The following is a 15965-nucleotide window of genomic DNA, read 5'->3' on the forward strand; positions in this document are numbered from 1 at the left end:
CCGCCGCTACACTAGCGTCCTTCGCCGCCGGAACCATCATGATCGACGTTACCCACAGCTCGCACCGCTCCGCTTCGCGCGCCGATGTTCCCCATATCGTGCTGGCCGGAGATGACGGCCCCGTGTCCCTGGGAACGCCGGCCTGGACCCTGCGGGCACGGGGCGCCGACGCCCTGCGCGCCCTGCCCGACCGGGTCGAGCAGGCCCTGGCCCGGGACTGCCGCTTCGCCTGCGGCCTTATCCCCTACGACGCCGGCCTGGCACTGCACGGCGTGGCCGGCGCCAACGGCGAAGCGGTGGTGCACCTGTTCCGCGATCGGCCACGCCCCTATCAAGCGGCCCCCGAGCGGCGCTTCGAACTCACCACCCCGTTCCAGGCCGAGCAGTCCCGGGAACGTTACCGCTGGGCACTGAACGGTATTTTCAATTACCTGGCCGCCGGCGACGTCTATCAGGTCAACTACGCCCAACGCTTCCAGGCCCGCTGGGCCGGCGACGCCCTGGCCGGCTTCGACCGGCTGCTGGCCGCCCATCCGGCGCCCCACGCCGGCTTCTTCCGCGATGGCAAGGACGCGGTGTTCGGCGTCTCCCCGGAGCGCTTCCTGAGCATCGACCATGGCGTGGTGCGCACCGAGCCGATCAAGGGCTCCCGGCCCCGGGGCGTCAATGAGGAAGAAGACCGGGCCCTGGGCGAGGCGCTACGCCGCCACCCCAAGGACCGGGCGGAAAACCTGATGATCGTGGATCTGCTGCGCAACGATCTGGGCGAATTTTGCCAGGCCGGCTCGATCCGCGTGGACCCGCTGTTCGAACTGCGCCGCTTCAGCAACGTGCAGCACCTGGTGTCCACCATCACCGGCACCCTGCGTCCGGGCGTGGCGCCCCTGGCGGCACTGCTCAGCGCCTTCCCCGGCGGCAGCATCACCGGCGCCCCCAAGAAGCGCGCCATGGAAATCATCCAGGAGCTGGAGCCGGCGACCCGCGGGGCCTATTGCGGCAGCCTGTTCTGGCAGGACCACCAGGGCCGCTTCGACAGCAACATCCTGATCCGCACCTTGCAGACCGACGGCGACGCACTGTACTGCCATGGCGGCGGCGGCATCGTCTACGACTCCGATCCGGACGAGGAATACGAGGAAAGCTGGTTCAAGGTAAGGAAGCTGATGGAGGCCTTGTCCGTGCCTTCACCGTAGGAGCGGCTTCAGCCGCTCCTACAACGGCACGAAGAGGTTACAGGGGCAGGTCGCGCTGGCTGGCCTTGATGATCTCTTTCTTGAGATCCTCGTAGCTGTGCACCGCCGGGAATTGGGGGAATTCCGCGATCACGTTGTCCGGAGCGTGGAACAGGATGCCCTGCTCCGCTTCACTGAGCATGGTGGTGTCGTTGTAGGAATCGCCGGCGGCGATGATGCGGTAGTTAAGGCTGTGCAGCGCTTTCACCGAGGCCCGCTTGGGGTCCTTCTGACGCAGGATGTAGTCGGTGATGCGACCGTTGTCATCCACCGCCAGCTTGTGGCAAAGCAGGGTCGGCGAGCCGAGCTTGCGCATCAGCGGGCGGGCGAATTCATAGAAGGTGTCCGAGAGAATGATCAGCTGGAAGTGCTCGCGGGCCCATTCCACGAACTCCACCGCGCCGTCCAGCGGCTCCAGGGTGTCGATCACTTTCTGGATGTCCGGCAGGCCGTAGCCGTGCTGGTCGAGGATGCCGAGCCGCATTTTCATCAGCTCGTCGTAGTCCGGGATGTCCCGGGTGGTGGCGCGCAGTTCGTCGATGCCGGTGCGCTCGGCGAAGTTGATCCAGATTTCCGGAATCAGCACCCCTTCCAGGTCCAGACAAAGCAATTCCACGGTGATCCCCTTAATCGGTATGTGCTCGGTAAAAGGCGCGCACAATGTAGCGGCGCCCCGGCGGCATTGCAACGGCGCCGGCACCGGCGCGCCGGCCTCAGCGCGAGGGCAGCTCCAGGTCGGCGAACAAGGCTTCCCGTTCTTCCCGATTGCCGGCCTCCACGGCGGCGTCCACCCGCTCGCGGGTAAGGTGGGGCGCGAACTGCTGCAGAAACTCGTACATGAAGCCGCGCAGGAAGGTGCCCTTGCGGAAGCCGATACGCGTGGTGCTGGGCTCGAACAGATGGCCTGCATCCAGATTCACCAGGCCCTTGTCCTGCACCGGGTCCACGGCCATATGGGCGACGATGCCCACGCCCATCCCCAAGCGCACATAGGTCTTGATGACGTCGGCGTCGGCGGCGGTGAATACCACCCGGGGTTCCAGGCCCTTTTCCGCGAAGGCGTCATCGAGCTTGCTGCGGCCGGTGAAACCGAACACATAGGTGACCAGCGGATACTCCGCCAGGGCTTCCAGGGTGAGCGGTTTGACCTCGGTGAGCGGATGCCCTTCCGGCACCACCACGGTCCGGTTCCAGCGGTAGCAGGGCATCATGATCAGGTCGCTGAACAACTCCAGGGCCTCGGTGGCGATGGCGAAATCGACACTGCCGTCGGCGGCCATTTCGGCGATCTGCATCGGCGTGCCCTGATTCATGTGCAGCGACACGTCCGGGAAACGCTTGGTGAACTGCTGTATCACCGGCGGCAGCGCATAGCGGGCCTGGGTGTGGGTGGTGGCGATGCTCAGGTCGCCCTTGGTTTCATCGCGGAATTCCTGGGCCACCCGCTTGATCGATTCGGTCTGCTGAAGAATATTGCCGGCGATGCGCAGGATCGCCTCCCCGGCGGGGGTAATGTGGGTCAGGTGCTTGCCGCTGCGGGCGAACACTTCCACCCCCAGCTCGTCCTCGAGCATACGGATCTGCTTGCTGATGCCGGGCTGGGAGGTATAGAGAGCCTGGGCGGTAGCGGACACATTGAGGTCATGGCGGGCCACTTCCCATATGTAGCGGAGTTGCTGCAACTTCATTCCACGCTCCTCGACCGCCTTGGCATCGCAAGTCAGTTATAAAAATATAGGCAATTATGCGTTCCAAGCATAGTAGGCCGTGAAGAGGCTGGCAACGGGGCCGGGGAACGCCGCCCTAGGAACGGGGGTTGGAGATGCCATGGGGCACATGGCCGGCGGCCACGTGCTCACGGGCGGATTCACAGTGGCCCTGCTGGTCGTCGAAGAACACATCGGCGCCGAAGGCCTTGAGGAAGGGCCCCTTGGGCAGCCCGCCCAGGAACAGGCTTTCATCCAGGCGGATGCCCCATTCGCGCAGGGTGCGCACCACCCGCTCATGGGCCGGCGCCGAGCGGGCGGTGACCAGGGCGGTGCGAATCGGGCAGCGATCAGCGGGGAATTCGCGCTGAATCTGATGCAGGGCTTCCAGGAACGCCTTGAAGGGCCCGTCACTGAGCGGCTGGCGGGCGGCCTGCTTCTCGCTCTCGGCGAAGGCTTCCAGGCCGGCGCTTTGAAACACCTGCTCGGATTCGTCGGAGAACAGCACCGCGTCGCCGTCGAAAGCGATACGCAGCACCTCGTCCTTGGGGTCCAGGGTGGCACCGGACAGAATGGTGGCGGCGGCGTAGCCGGCATCAAGCACCTGGCGCACATCCTCCGGGTCGGTGGACAGAAACAGATGGGCGCCGAACGCGGACACATAACGGTGCGGACTCTGGCCGCCGGCGAACGCCGCCCGGGTAATCGGCAGCCGGTAGTGCTCGATGGAGTTGAACACGCGCAGGCCGGTATCGGAACTGTTGCGCGACAGCAGGATCACCTCCACCCGGCCGCGCCCTTCCTCCATTTCGTTGATCGCCAGCAGCTTCTTCACCAGCGCGAAGGCGTCACCGGGACGCAGAATGTCGTCCTCGTGGGAGACCTGGTAATCCTGGAAGGCATCCAGGCCCTGGTTCTCGAACACCTGGTGGCTGTCGCTCAGATCGAACAACGCCCTGGAACTGATCGCCACCACCAACTTGCCATCGAAAGAAACCGGCATAACGCTTCCGTTGTTTGCTCAGGCGCACAGTATCGCCGCTCACCGTCGCGCCGACAACGGTGCCGGTGGTTACACGAATTCATCATAAAGCCCGCCGCCCGGGGCGCTGGGGCTGTTGTCCAGCCGAATAATGTGACATACAGTTTCAAGCGGATCGGCAATCATGTCCTCAACGATCCGCCCACGCCAACCGAACAGGGGAAAGGGAGTCATCCATGGCCGCGAACAAGGTAAAGACCCGCCTCGACGATCTGCAAAGCCAGATTCGAAAACTCGCCGAGCGCTTCGATAAGGAACGGGAAAAACAGATCGCCCAGTTGGAAAGCCAGCTGGACAAAGCCCGCCAGCGTGTCAGCGATGAAATGAATCGCCGCCGCGAACGGCTTAACCGGCTCGAAAAGGTGCAGGCCGAGTACCGGGACAAGGCCACTTCCACGGTTCAGCGTCAGGTGGACCGGGCCCGCAAGGCGGTGGATGACGCCCGTCAGCGGGTCGATGATTCCGAAGCCCGCAAGCGTTTCCTGGAAACCGAGGTACGCGTGCTCAAGGCCACCGCCAAGCAGGCCAGCAGCCTGGCCAAGGTGATTCATCAGTACGAGAGGGACCTGGAAAAACGCGCCCGGGACATCGAGAAGCGGGTGACGCCCAAGAAAGCCGTCGCCAAGAAAAAGGCCACTACCAAAAAAGCGGCGGTGAAGAAGAGCGCGGCGAAGAAAACCACCGCCAAGAAGGCCGCCGCCAAGAAGACCAGCGCCAAGAAAGCCGCCACTCGCAAGGCGCCGGCCCGCAAGAAAGCGCCGGCCAAAAAAGCCGCCAGCAAGGCCCCTGCCCCGCAGCCGTCGGCGGGCACCGACAGCCCCTCCAGCGACGGTTCGGCGTCAAGCTGAACCAGCGGGCCGGGCCGCCAGGCCCGGCCTTCCCTCGCCTAGCCCCTGTCGGGGGCCAGCAGCAAGGATTCGAAGTACGCCACCACCGGTTTGCGGTGCGCCCGGTCCATGGCCGGAATACCCTTCTCCACCGACGACGCCGAAGCTTTCTTGATGGTCGCCCGGGCGCCGGACACCAGCCCCCGGTTGAAGCGGCCCAGCTCCAGATTGCCCACGGTCTTGTCCAGATAGTTTTCGATGGCGCCGGCGCTGATGCCATCCATCACTTCCACCAGATGCTTCATTTCACCCTGGCCATCGGCGAATTCCTGGAACACCAGGCTGGCCCGTTCGGCCAGGGACGGTGACAGCGGGTAACCGATGTAAACCTGGCCGTCTTTCTCCAGACGCAGGGCCGCGAAATGGTCCGCCAGGGCACGCTGCTCCGCCACGCTGGCCTTGCGCATCAGCCGGTGAGCCAGACCGTGGGCGGCCTTGTTGATCACCTTCATGGCGCCGAGGATCACGTTCACCGCCGTGCCCTTGGCATTGACGGCGTCGATCGGCCCGGTGAAATAGGTATGCAGCACCTCGTCCAGGAAGGGATCCATGATCGCTTCCAGTTGGGCGGCATGATCGCGCTCCGGTTCGCCGCGCGCGGATTCGATGAAGGTGTCGATGCGATCGCGCAATTGCTCGGAGGCCGGAAAGGCCACGTAAAGAGTAGAATCGCTCATAACGCTGGGTTGGACTCACTGCGAAAACGAAGGCGCGATGATACTTCAAGGGGGCAACGCCCTCGCCGCTCTCGCGACCAGCAGCCGCGTCTGCAGAGTCATTGGTGTGCCATGACGGCCGGATCGCGGCTGAAGCCGCTCCTACGAACACCATGGCCAGCGTTTCTGTAGGAGCGGCTTCAGCCGCGATCCCCGGGGAAGTGGCCCCGCCATTGATCGAGTACCTCCTGCAACCGCCGGGTGGCGGCCAGCACCGCCTCGTTCTGTTCATCTTCCAGACGCAACCGGTCCAGGTCCTGGCGATTCCGCTCCCGGGCGCTGAGCTGACGGCGGGTCTCGCCACGGTCGAAGCCCCCCACATCCTCGGCGAGCCGGTGAATGGCGGCCACGTCGACCTTGGGCTGCACGTCCTGGGGCAGGCAGTCGAGCAACACGCTCATGCGGATGGTCGCTTCGCTGCTGTCCACCTGGCCTTGCAGCAAGGCCCGGGACAGTACCTCCAGACTGGCCACCACTTCCCGGTGGCGAGCCGCCTGACGCCGGCGTTCCTGACGGCGCGCCATCCAGCGCCAGACGAGAGCGCCCAGGGCGGCGCCAATGGCCAGCCCGGCCAGGGCGGCGAGAATCAGTTTCCAGATCATCGGCAAACGACTCCTTGCTGCGTTATTGGGTGGCGAGGGCTGCGCGGCGCGGCGGCGATTGAATTGCCCCGCCGGTGCCGCCATTGTACGTCACGGAAGGTCCGCAACCCATTGAGCGGCCGGAGTATGGAGACACCTTTTGCAATTCGAGCTTCCCGAGTGGCTGGCGCCGCTGGTCCGGCATCTGGAGCCCTGGCTGCCGGGGCTCACCGCGGTCGGCGTGGTGATGGCCCTGGCCTCGGCGCTGGCGATTCCCTGGCTGGTGGTACGCATGCCGGTGGATTACTTCAACACGCCGTCACGGCCCTTGCAGTACCGGGGCCCGCTGGGCTGGCTGACATGGCTTCTGCGCAACGCCTTCGCGCTGGTTTTGCTGGCCGCCGGCATCCTGATGCTGGTGTTGCCCGGCCAGGGCATTCTGACCATCGTCATCGCCCTGATGGTCAGCACCTTTCCAGGGAAATACCGTTTGGAACGCGCTATCATGCGCCGCCCCGGGGTACTGCGCTCCACCAACTGGATCCGTCGCCGCTATGGCCGACCGCCGCTCAACGAGCCGCGCCCGGACGGCGACCGGGAGAACACCTGAATGCCCATTGAAAGCCCGGCCATTCACTGGCTCGACGATCATCTGCTGCTGCTCGACCAGCGCCGCCTGCCCGCCACCACCGAGTGGTTGAACGTGCGTGACGCCGCCGGCGCCGCCGACGCGATCCGCCAGATGGCGGTGCGTGGCGCTCCGGCGATCGGCATCACCGCCGCCTACGGCCTGGCTCTGGAGGCCCTGCGCCTGGGGCCCAGGGCCCACGGCGCCGGCCTGGAGCCGGCCTTGGCCACCCTGGCCGCCAGCCGCCCCACGGCGGTGAATCTGTTCTGGGCCCTGGACCGGATGCGCGAACGTTTCGATGGCGAGCCCGGCGCCGCTCTCGGCAAGCGTCTGGTACGCGAAGCGGAACGCATTCACCAGGAGGACCAGGCCGCCAATCAGCGCCTGGGTGAGTTGGGCGCCGCCCTGCTGCCGGCCAACGCCACCCTTTACACGCATTGCAACACCGGCGCCCTGGCCACCGGCGGCCACGGCACCGCGTTGGGCATCGTGCGTTCCGCCTGGCGGGCCGGCCATCTCAAGGGCGTGTACGCCGGCGAGACCCGGCCCTGGCTGCAGGGCGCCCGGCTGACCGCCTGGGAACTGATGCAGGAAAACATTCCCGTGACCCTGGTCGCGGACAGCGCCGCCGGCCTGCTCATGGCGCAGGGGCGCATCGACGCCGTGGTGGTGGGCGCCGACCGCATCGCCGCCAATGGCGACACCGCCAACAAGATCGGCACCTACAACCTGGCGGTGCTGGCGCGCCACCATAACCTGCCGTTTATCGTGGCGGCGCCGGAGTCGACCCTGGACCGGGCCATGAGCGATGGCGGCGGCATCATCATCGAGGAGCGCGACGGCGACGAGGTACGCCGGGTCGGCGGCACCGCACTGGCGCCGGCGGGCTGCCCGGTCTACAACCCGGCCTTCGACGTGACGCCGGCGGCGCTGATCACCGCCATCGTCACCGAGAATGGCGTCATCGAATCACCCTCCACCGCCGCCCTGGCCGATCACTTCGCGCGGAGCCCGTCATGACCGAACGCCCCTACTCCACCAGCGCCTTCCGGGAAGCGGCCCGCACCCTGGCCGCCACCGGCCGGCGTGTTTACCGGCACGGCTGGTCGCCGGCGACCAGCAGCAACTACTCCCAGCGCCTCAACGCCAACCACGCGGCGATCACCCGCTCCGGCCGCGACAAGGGGCTGTTGGAGGAAACGGACATCATGGTGGTGGACCTGGACGGCCAACCAGTGGGCGACGGCAAACCGTCCGCCGAGACCCTGCTACACACCAGCCTGTACCGGCGCGATCCGGCCATCGGCGCGGTGTTGCATACCCACAGCCACGCCGCCACGGTGTTGACCATGCACTGGCCCGCCGACCACGTGACCCTGGAGGGCTACGAGCTGCTCAAGGCCCTGGACGGTATTCACAGCCACGACAGCCGGCTTACCATTCCAGTGTTCGACAACAGCCAGGACATCGCCGCCCTGGCCGCCGACGTGGACCGGCAACTGGAGGCGGGCCGCATCACCCACGCCTACCTGATCCGTGGCCACGGCCTTTACACCTGGGCGGCGGACATGCCCGCCTGTTACCGGCAGCTGGAAGCTCTGGAAACCCTGTTGGCGGTGGAACTGGACCGCCGCCGACTGGGCTGACCGGAGCCGCGACCTGAACGAGGACCGCTATGAGCAACCTGAAGATCTACCGCGAAGGCCATCCGGAAAGCCCGGAAAAAATCGTCAATGACAAGCTGGCCATGGCCGACGAACTGAACCGCGTCGGGGTGCGCTACGAACAATGGAACGCCTCCGCCCGACTGAGCGAACAGCCCACCCAGGATGAAGTGATCGAAGCCTACCGGGACGATATCGAGCGCTTGCAACGGGAAGAAGGCTACCAGACCGTGGACGTGGTCAGCATGACGCCGGACAACCCGCAAAAGGAAGCGGCGCGCGGCAAGTTCCTGGACGAGCACCGCCACGGCGAGGACGAGGTACGCTTCTTCGTGGAGGGCCAGGGGCTGTTCACCCTGCATATTGGCGAGCGGGTCTACGAGGTGCTGTGCACCAAGGGCGACCTGATCTCGGTGCCCGCCAACACGCCGCACTGGTTCGACATGGGCCCGAACCCCCGCTTCACCGCGATCCGGCTGTTCAATAATCCGCAGGGCTGGGTGGCCAACTTCACCGGCGACGACATCGCGCTGCGCTTCAACCGACTGGACAACTGAAACGGCGATGGCGATCAAGGCGATTCTCACCGACATCGAAGGCACCGTGGGCAGCATCCGCTTCGTCAAGGAAGTGCTGTTCCCCTACGCGGACCGGCAAATGGAACCCTTCCTGGCGGCGCACTGGGACGACCCGGTGGTGGCGTCGGCGGTGGCGGACGCGGCCCGCGACAGCGGCGAAGCCCTGGATGATCCGGCCCGGGCGGCGGCCCTGCTGCGCCGCTGGATCGCCGAGGACCGCAAGGCCACGCCGCTCAAGACCCTGCAAGGGCTGATCTGGCGGGCCGGCTACCGGAATGGTGACTACCGGGCCCATGTCTATCCGGACGCGGTGGCGCGGCTGCGCCAGTGGCACGACGCCGGTTTCACCCTGTACGTGTATTCCTCCGGTTCCATTGCCGCCCAGAAACTGTTCTTCGGCCATTCCGAAGCCGGTGATCTGACGCCGCTGTTCAGCGGCTACTTCGACACCACCAGCGGCGGCAAGAAAGAAGCGGAGAGTTACCGGGCTATCCAGGCCGGGATCGGCGTGGCGCCGGAGGCAATTCTGTTTCTTTCCGACGTGGAGGCGGAACTGGACGCCGCCCGGGCCGCCGGCCTGCGCACCACTCTACTGGATCGCGACGACGTCATCGGCGACAGCGACCATCCCAGGGTCACCACCTTCGACGACATCGATCCGGGCGCGTTCTGAACCCGGCTCAGTCGTTCACGCAGCGGTAAATCACGAACTTGTCGTTAGCCGCCAGCCGGTCCGCCTGGCCGAACAGTTTCGCCAGATTTCGTCGATAAGGCAGGTGCCCGTTGGCCACCACCCGCAGTTCACCGCCCGGCGCCAGATGGCGGTGGGCATGGCGGAACAGGGTTCGGGCGACGCCGTCGTCCACGGCGTGCCCCCGGTGAAACGGCGGATTCAGCAGGATTACATCGAAGCGCCGCTCCAGGCCGTCCAGGCCGTTGCCAAGATGGAATTCATGCCGGTGCCCGTCACCGAACAGGGCGGCGGCGTTGCGCCGGGCGCTGTCCACCGCCAGCCAGGACACATCGCAGAACGTCACCCGCGCATTGGCGTTGTCCGCCGCCAGGCTCAGCCCCAGCACGCCGTTGCCGCAGCCCAGGTCCGCCACTTCGCCGCTGACATCCCGGGGCAGATGGTCAAGCAGAAAACGGGCGCCGATATCCAGATGACGGCGCGCGAACACGCCGGGGCCAGCGCTCAGGGTCCAGCCCCGGCCCGGCACCGCCACCTCGCCGGGGGCCGGCGCCGGCTGCAACACCTTGCCCGGGGCCCGGGCGCGGAACACCCGGGCCTTCTTCCAGCCATGGCCGGCCTGCCCGTAACCCAGGTAGCGCTCCATCAAGGGCACCAGTTGCCCGGGCAGATGCTTATCCATGCCGGCCACCAGAATCGGCGTGTCCACGGGCAGGATCTCGGCCAGCCAGGCCAGTTGCGCCTCCAGCAGGGAGAGCGACTTGGGCAGGCGCATCAGTACCTGGTCCGGTGTCGCCGTGGGGGCGTCGCCGGGCCACAGCCAGTGGTCGGCGTTCAGCGGGCGCTGGTTGTCCTCGCCGTTGGCCAGGGCCGCCCGGCGCGCTACCCAGTCATCGCCGGCGCTCCAGGTCGGGCCCCGATCGGTGGCGCCCAGCCACAGGGCGCCGCACTGGTCATTGATCACCAGAGTGGCGGGGCCGGCGCCCTCCTCTTCCAGCAGACGCAGCAAATAACGATCGGCACCATCGAACGCCTGCAGGGTTTCGCCGCGCCGGCGGGGCCAGCGTCGCAATACGAGTTCGCCAAAGCGGGTTTCAGGCATTGGAAGGGGCTCCCGGAGGGCTGTGAGGGGGGCGGCATTGTGCCCGCCGACGACCAGCTTGGCCAGAATATCGTCAACCGAACCATCGCCGGACTTAAAACGGTGGCATTCTGAAATTTCGCTGCTAGAATACGCCGCACATTCGGAGTATAGCTCAGCCTGGTAGAGCACTACGTTCGGGACGTAGGGGTCGCAGGTTCGAATCCTGCTACTCCGACCAAATTAAAAAGCCGGCCTTCGCAAGATGGCCGGCTTTTTTTTGTGCTTCGTTTTTTGGGCGTCGGAGGCGGGCGGATCCTCCATCCAGGCCGCGTCTCGGTGTGGGCCCCTTTCCGGGACCCTGTTTGACAGGATGTCAAACCGGGAGCCCCCATGGACGAGTTCACGGCGTTCCCGGAAAGGGGCCCACACCGAGACGCTACGAGGCTGCGTCACGCGCGGCTCCGTTTCCTCAGAAGGTGTAAACCACGGAGGCGGTGGTTTCCTGGTCGGTCTTGTGGGTGCCCGCCGGCACCTCGGAGTCCCGGGTTACCAGGTGAGTGAGCCGCAGCGCGAAGTGATCGTTGATCCGCGAGGTCAGCGAGGTTTCCGAGCGCAGGGTGGTGTTGTTGTCCGCCACCTCGGTGCTGAGATCCTGACGGAACGACGAGGTGTCGCTGATCTTCCATTTGTAGCTGCCGGCGAAACGGCCGATCAGACTTTCTTCCTTGTCATCACAGCTGGCGTAGCCGCTTTCCGGCTCCAGGCACTCGACGCGGTAACCGGGACCGGCTTCCAGGTCCAGGGTGTGCGCCGGCGTCTCGATGAAGCGGCGACCCAGACCGAGCGCGTAGCTGGCCTGGTACTGGTACCCGGAGAAAGTGTCCTTGTCGTAGGTAATGACGTTGAACAGGTAATTGTTCTCGGGAAGTTTGCGGTCCAGTTTGTAGGAGGCGTAGTAGCGCTCGGCGGTGCGTTCCTGTTCGCCGTCGTCGTCCTCGCCCACGGTGTTCACGCTCTCCGCCTTGGCGGTGTGGCGCCAATCCTGTCCGTCGTAGGCGGCGTTGGCCTTGCCGACCACGGATTCGGTGTCGCTGTTACCGCTCTTGAGCAGATAGGATGCCTCGACTTCGATGTCCCAGGCCCGTTCCTGCTCGCTTTCCTGGTCCGCCGCGTTGTCCGCCTCCTGGGCGTGGGAGAGCACCGGCAGCACCACCATGCCGCAGGCCAGGGCCAGCCATTGTTTTCGCATTACTCCTCCAATCATCAGTACCCGAATACCCCTCGGGGTGAGGGCCAGGGGGCCAATTATGCGTAAAGGGGCCGGCACCCTGTACCCCGAGGGGGCTTTTTTACATTTTCTCCACAATCGGAGCGTCCCGCTGGCGCCCTGCTCTGGGGAACGCGGCGCCGGACGAGTATACTGCGCGCCTTAGCGAGTTTTCAGGAGTTCCCAATGACCACCCACCGCCGCGAACAGCTCAATGCCCTGCTCCGTGATCGGATTCTGATCCTGGATGGTGGCATGGGCACCATGATCCAGCGCCTCAAGTTGAGCGAGGAGCAATATCGCGGCAGCCAATACGCGGACTGGCATTGCGACCTCAAGGGCAACAACGATCTGCTCAGCATCACCCAGCCGGAAATGATCGAGCAGTTGCACCGGGATTACCTGGAAGCCGGCGCCGACATCATCGAGACCAATTCCTTCAACAGTACGTCCATCGCCATGGCGGACTACGACATGCAGGAACTGGTCCATGACATCAACCTGGCCGCCGCCCGGGTGGCGCGGCGCGCCGCCGACGCGGTGGCCACGGCGGAGCGGCCACGCTTCGTGGCCGGGGTGCTGGGCCCCACCAACCGCACCGCGAGCATCAGCCCGGACGTGAACGATCCCGGCTACCGGGCGGTGAATTTCGATCAGCTGGTGGCGGCCTATGTGCAGGCCACCCATGCCCTGGTGGAGGGCGGCGCGGATCTGATTCTGATCGAGACCATCTTCGATACGCTGAACGCCAAGGCGGCGGTGTTCGCCGTGGATCAATACGCTTACGAGCACGGTATCGACCTGCCGGTGATGATTTCCGGCACCATCACCGATGCTTCCGGCCGCACCCTGACCGGGCAGACCACGGAAGCCTTCTATAACTCCCTGCGCCACGCGCGGCCACTGTCCATCGGCCTGAACTGCGCCCTCGGCCCCATGGAGTTGCGGCCCTATGTGGAGGAACTGTCGCGGATCAGCGAGTTCCCGGTATCCGCCCACCCCAACGCCGGCCTGCCCAACGAAATGGGCGAGTACGATCTGGACGCGGCCACCATGGCCCGGGAGATTCGTGGCTGGGCCGAGAAGGGCTTTCTCAATATCATCGGCGGCTGTTGCGGCACCACGCCGGAGCATATTTCCGCCATGGCCGAAGCGGTGGCCGACTGCGCGCCCCGGGCGCTGCCGGACATCGAGGTGCAGTGCCGGTTGTCCGGCCTGGAGCCGTGCAACATCGCCGCCGACTCGCTGTTCGTCAACGTCGGTGAGCGCACCAACGTCACCGGCTCCAAGCGCTTCCTGCGGCTGATCAAGGAAGAGGACTACGACACCGCCCTGGACGTGGCCCGGGATCAGGTGGAGAACGGCGCCCAGATCATCGACATCAACATGGACGAAGGCATGTTGGAGTCGAAGGACTGCATGGTGCGGTTCCTGAATCTGGTGGCCTCCGAGCCGGAAATCTCCAAGGTGCCGATCATGATCGACTCCTCCAAGTGGGAGGTGATCGAGGCCGGGCTGAAGTGCATCCAGGGCAAGGGCGTGGTGAATTCCATCTCGCTCAAGGAAGGCGAAAAGCAGTTTCTTGACCAGGCCCGGCTGATCCGCCGCTACGGCGCCGCCACCGTGGTGATGGCGTTCGACGAGAACGGCCAGGCGGAAAGCCGCTCCGAGAAGGTGCGCATCTGCACCCGCGCCTACAAGCTGCTCACCGAGGAAGTGGGCTTCCCGCCGGAAGACATCATCTTCGACCCCAACATCTTCGCCATCGCCACCGGCATCGAGGAACACAACAACTACGCGGTGGATTTCATCGAGGCGGTGGCGGACATCAAGCGCACCCTGCCCCACGCGCTGATCTCCGGCGGCGTTTCCAACGTGAGCTTCTCGTTCCGGGGTAACAACCCGGTGCGCGAGGCGATCCACGCCGTGTTCCTGTATCACGCCATCAAGGCCGGCATGGACATGGGCATCGTCAACCCGTCGCAACTGGCGATCTACGCGGACATCCCCCAGGAACTGCGCGACGCGGTGGAGGACGTGGTGCTCAACCGCCGCGAGGACGGCACCGAGCGGCTGCTGGATCTGGCCGAGCAGTACCGGGGCAGCGGCGACAAGGAGGTCAAGAAAGAAGACCAGGAATGGCGTTCCTGGCCAGTGGAGAAACGCCTGGAACACGCCCTGGTCAAGGGCATCACCGAGCACGTGGAAGACGACACCGAGCTGGCCCGGCAAAACGCGGAGCGCCCGTTGCACGTGATCGAAGGGCCGCTGATGGACGGCATGAACGTGGTCGGCGATCTGTTCGGCGAGGGCAAGATGTTTCTGCCCCAGGTGGTCAAGTCCGCCCGCGTGATGAAAAAGGCGGTGGCCTACCTGCTGCCGTTCATGGAAAAGGAAAAGGAAGAACTGGGCACCCAGGACGAATCCAACGGACGCATTCTGATGGCCACGGTGAAAGGCGATGTGCACGACATCGGCAAGAACATCGTCGGCGTGGTGCTGCAGTGCAACGGCTACGAGGTCATCGACCTGGGCGTGATGGTGCCCTGCGAAAAAATTCTGGAAACCGCCGCAAAGGAAAAGGTGGACGTGATCGGCCTGTCCGGCCTGATCACTCCGTCCCTGGATGAAATGGTGCACGTGGCCGCGGAGATGGAACGGCTGGGCATGGAGCAGCCGCTGCTGATCGGCGGCGCCACCACCAGCCGTATCCACACCGCGGTGAAGATCGATCCGGAGTATCACAACCCGGTGGTGCACGTGGCCGACGCCTCCCGGGCGGTGGGCGTGGTGTCGCGCCTGCTCTCGGACACCCAGCATGATGACTACGTGGCCGAGGTGAAGGACACCTACCAATCCCTGCGCGAGCGACGCAAGCAGCAGCAGGTGGACCGCTCCCTGGTGAGCATCGACGACGCCCGCGCCAACCGCTTCCAGCCGGATTGGAGTGACTACACCCCGCCGGAACCCAAGGTGAAAGGCCTCAAGGTGTTCGACGATTATCCGCTGGACGATCTGGTGGAACGCATCGACTGGACACCGTTCTTCCGCTCCTGGGAGCTGGCCGGCAAGTTCCCACGCATCCTCGACGACGAGGTGGTCGGCGAGGAAGCCACCAAGCTGTACCGCGACGCCCGCGCCATGCTGGAGAAAATCGTCGCCGAGAAATGGCTCACCGCCCGGGGCGTGATCGGCTTCTGGCCGGCGCAGTCGGCCATGGACGACATCCTGCTCTACCGCCAGCCCGGCGACGCGGAACCGTTCATGACCCTGCACCATCTGCGCCAGCAACTGGACCGCAAGAAAAACGACAAGCCCAACTACGCGCTCAGCGATTTCATCGCGCCGAAGGAGAGTGGCAAGCAGGATTGGCTGGGCGGCTTCGCGGTGACCGCCGGCATCGGCATCGACGAGCATGTGAAACGCTTCGAAGCGGACCACGATGATTATTCGTCGATCATGCTCAAGGCCCTGGCGGACCGTCTTGCGGAGGCCTTCGCCGAGCGCATGCACGAGCGGGTGCGCAAGGAATTCTGGGGCTACGACGCCGGCGAGACCCTGAGCAACGAGGAAATGATCTCGGAAAAATATCGTGGCATCCGCCCTGCCCCCGGCTACCCCGCCTGCCCGGACCACACCGAGAAGGCGCTGCTCTGGGAGTTGCTGGAACCGGAGAAGAACGCCGGCATGACGCTCACCGAGTCCTACGCCATGCTCCCGGCGGCGGCGGTGTCCGGCTGGTACTTCGCCCACCCGGAAGCCCGTTACTTCGGCACCGGCAAGCTGGCCCGGGACCAGATGGACGACTACGCCGCCCGCAAGGGCATGACCCGCAAGAACATCGAGCGGATGGTGCCTCACCTGCTGGGTTATATCGAGGATTAAGCCC

General features: G+C 65.3%; 15 protein-coding genes and 1 tRNA gene. 9 read left to right on the top strand and 7 right to left on the bottom strand.

Translation table 11 applies throughout. From position 1 onward, the window contains the following. The first annotated feature begins 38 nt into the window (after window positions 1–38). The gene (locus ACLD02_RS17260; RefSeq protein WP_203101602.1) at window positions 39–1193 is read left to right on the top strand and encodes an anthranilate synthase component I family protein; all 1155 of its coding nucleotides are present in this window, start codon (window positions 39–41) and stop codon (window positions 1191–1193) included. Window positions 1194–1230: 37 nt separating this feature from the next. On the opposite strand, the gene thrH is transcribed toward ACLD02_RS17260, so the two are convergent. The 3 genes from thrH to ACLD02_RS17275 all read right to left on the bottom strand — a co-directional run bounded on the left by thrH (window position 1231) and on the right by ACLD02_RS17275 (window position 3941). Further along, window positions 1231–1848 carry a bifunctional phosphoserine phosphatase/homoserine phosphotransferase ThrH gene (thrH, locus tag ACLD02_RS17265; protein WP_410299271.1) on the bottom strand — a complete coding sequence of 206 codons (618 nt, stop codon included), beginning with the start codon at window positions 1846–1848 and terminating at the stop codon, window positions 1231–1233. Between the two features lie 97 nt (window positions 1849–1945). Further along, window positions 1946–2920 (bottom strand): HTH-type transcriptional regulator CysB, encoded by a 975-nt coding sequence (cysB, locus tag ACLD02_RS17270; protein ID WP_410299272.1) that lies wholly within the window; start codon window positions 2918–2920, stop codon window positions 1946–1948. A 115-nt stretch (window positions 2921–3035) separates the two neighbouring features. After that, on the bottom strand, window positions 3036–3941 hold the full coding sequence (locus tag ACLD02_RS17275; protein ID WP_203101614.1) for a 5'-nucleotidase: 906 nt from the start codon (window positions 3939–3941) through the stop codon (window positions 3036–3038). 215 nt (window positions 3942–4156) lie between these two features. On the opposite strand from ACLD02_RS17275, the gene ACLD02_RS17280 reads away from it, so the two are divergent. Beyond that, window positions 4157–4828 (top strand): hypothetical protein, encoded by a 672-nt coding sequence (locus ACLD02_RS17280; RefSeq protein ID WP_203101616.1) that lies wholly within the window; start codon window positions 4157–4159, stop codon window positions 4826–4828. Window positions 4829–4866: 38 nt separating this feature from the next. Here the strand turns inward: ACLD02_RS17280 and ACLD02_RS17285 are convergent, their stop codons facing one another. Then, on the bottom strand, window positions 4867–5544 hold the full coding sequence (locus ACLD02_RS17285) for a hypothetical protein (RefSeq protein ID WP_203101617.1): 678 nt from the start codon (window positions 5542–5544) through the stop codon (window positions 4867–4869). 179 nt (window positions 5545–5723) lie between these two features. Further along, entirely contained in the window at window positions 5724–6185 is a 462-nt protein-coding gene (locus ACLD02_RS17290; protein WP_203101618.1) for a DUF2489 domain-containing protein, read from the bottom strand. Window positions 6186–6324: 139 nt separating this feature from the next. Here ACLD02_RS17290 and ACLD02_RS17295 point away from each other — a divergent pair, with 139 nt between their 5' ends. The 5 genes from ACLD02_RS17295 to mtnC are packed head-to-tail and all read left to right on the top strand — an operon-like array spanning window position 6325 to window position 9707. After that, window positions 6325–6774, top strand: coding sequence for a PGPGW domain-containing protein (locus ACLD02_RS17295; RefSeq protein ID WP_203101619.1), 450 nt, complete (start codon window positions 6325–6327; stop codon window positions 6772–6774). Then, the gene (gene mtnA, locus ACLD02_RS17300; RefSeq protein WP_203101620.1) at window positions 6775–7812 is read left to right on the top strand and encodes an S-methyl-5-thioribose-1-phosphate isomerase; all 1038 of its coding nucleotides are present in this window, start codon (window positions 6775–6777) and stop codon (window positions 7810–7812) included. Further along, complete coding sequence (locus ACLD02_RS17305; protein WP_410299273.1) at window positions 7809–8438, top strand: methylthioribulose 1-phosphate dehydratase; 630 nt, start codon at window positions 7809–7811, stop codon at window positions 8436–8438. Before mtnA ends, ACLD02_RS17305 begins: the two co-directional genes overlap by 4 nt. A 29-nt stretch (window positions 8439–8467) precedes the next feature. Next, a complete protein-coding gene (locus tag ACLD02_RS17310; RefSeq protein ID WP_203101622.1) occupies window positions 8468–9013 on the top strand; it encodes a 1,2-dihydroxy-3-keto-5-methylthiopentene dioxygenase in 546 nt (181 codons plus the stop codon). Between the two features lie 7 nt (window positions 9014–9020). Then, complete coding sequence (gene mtnC / locus ACLD02_RS17315) at window positions 9021–9707, top strand: acireductone synthase (protein WP_203101623.1); 687 nt, start codon at window positions 9021–9023, stop codon at window positions 9705–9707. Window positions 9708–9714: 7 nt separating this feature from the next. Here mtnC and ACLD02_RS17320 read toward each other — a convergent pair whose 3' ends face one another. Continuing rightward, window positions 9715–10827: a methyltransferase gene (locus ACLD02_RS17320; protein ID WP_410299274.1), complete on the bottom strand. Its 1113-nt coding sequence runs from the start codon at window positions 10825–10827 to the stop codon at window positions 9715–9717. Between the two features lie 143 nt (window positions 10828–10970). Between ACLD02_RS17320 and ACLD02_RS17325 the strand changes: the two genes are divergently transcribed. Beyond that, window positions 10971–11047 (top strand) — tRNA-Pro (locus ACLD02_RS17325). 231 nt (window positions 11048–11278) lie between these two features. Here ACLD02_RS17325 and ACLD02_RS17330 read toward each other — a convergent pair. Next, the gene (locus ACLD02_RS17330) at window positions 11279–12058 is read right to left on the bottom strand and encodes a YdiY family protein (RefSeq protein WP_203101627.1); all 780 of its coding nucleotides are present in this window, start codon (window positions 12056–12058) and stop codon (window positions 11279–11281) included. 204 nt (window positions 12059–12262) lie between these two features. On the opposite strand from ACLD02_RS17330, the gene metH reads away from it, so the two are divergent. Further along, window positions 12263–15961 carry a methionine synthase gene (gene metH, locus ACLD02_RS17335; RefSeq protein WP_410299275.1) on the top strand — a complete coding sequence of 1233 codons (3699 nt, stop codon included), beginning with the start codon at window positions 12263–12265 and terminating at the stop codon, window positions 15959–15961. The last annotated feature ends 4 nt before the right edge of the window (window positions 15962–15965 follow it).

The sequence above is a fragment of the Alloalcanivorax sp. C16-2 genome, assembly GCF_046507615.1.
In the GTDB taxonomy this organism is placed as follows: Bacteria; Pseudomonadota; Gammaproteobacteria; order Pseudomonadales; family Alcanivoracaceae; genus Alloalcanivorax; species Alloalcanivorax marinus_A.

Excerpts from the sequence above, each read along its gene's own strand:
- ACLD02_RS17260 (WP_203101602.1), top strand. The coding sequence starts at position 39 with ATGATCGACGTTACCCACAGCTCGCACCGCTCCGCTTCGCGCGCCGAT.
- cysB (WP_410299272.1), bottom strand. The coding sequence starts at position 2,920 with ATGAAGTTGCAGCAACTCCGCTACATATGGGAAGTGGCCCGCCATGAC.
- ACLD02_RS17275 (WP_203101614.1), bottom strand. The coding sequence starts at position 3,941 with ATGCCGGTTTCTTTCGATGGCAAGTTGGTGGTGGCGATCAGTTCCAGG.
- ACLD02_RS17280 (WP_203101616.1), top strand. The coding sequence starts at position 4,157 with ATGGCCGCGAACAAGGTAAAGACCCGCCTCGACGATCTGCAAAGCCAG.
- ACLD02_RS17285 (WP_203101617.1), bottom strand. The coding sequence starts at position 5,544 with ATGAGCGATTCTACTCTTTACGTGGCCTTTCCGGCCTCCGAGCAATTG.
- ACLD02_RS17290 (WP_203101618.1), bottom strand. The coding sequence starts at position 6,185 with ATGATCTGGAAACTGATTCTCGCCGCCCTGGCCGGGCTGGCCATTGGC.
- mtnA (WP_203101620.1), top strand. The coding sequence starts at position 6,775 with ATGCCCATTGAAAGCCCGGCCATTCACTGGCTCGACGATCATCTGCTG.
- ACLD02_RS17305 (WP_410299273.1), top strand. The coding sequence starts at position 7,809 with ATGACCGAACGCCCCTACTCCACCAGCGCCTTCCGGGAAGCGGCCCGC.
- ACLD02_RS17310 (WP_203101622.1), top strand. The coding sequence starts at position 8,468 with ATGAGCAACCTGAAGATCTACCGCGAAGGCCATCCGGAAAGCCCGGAA.
- mtnC (WP_203101623.1), top strand. The coding sequence starts at position 9,021 with ATGGCGATCAAGGCGATTCTCACCGACATCGAAGGCACCGTGGGCAGC.
- ACLD02_RS17320 (WP_410299274.1), bottom strand. The coding sequence starts at position 10,827 with ATGCCTGAAACCCGCTTTGGCGAACTCGTATTGCGACGCTGGCCCCGC.
- ACLD02_RS17330 (WP_203101627.1), bottom strand. The coding sequence starts at position 12,058 with ATGCGAAAACAATGGCTGGCCCTGGCCTGCGGCATGGTGGTGCTGCCG.
- metH (WP_410299275.1), top strand. The coding sequence starts at position 12,263 with ATGACCACCCACCGCCGCGAACAGCTCAATGCCCTGCTCCGTGATCGG.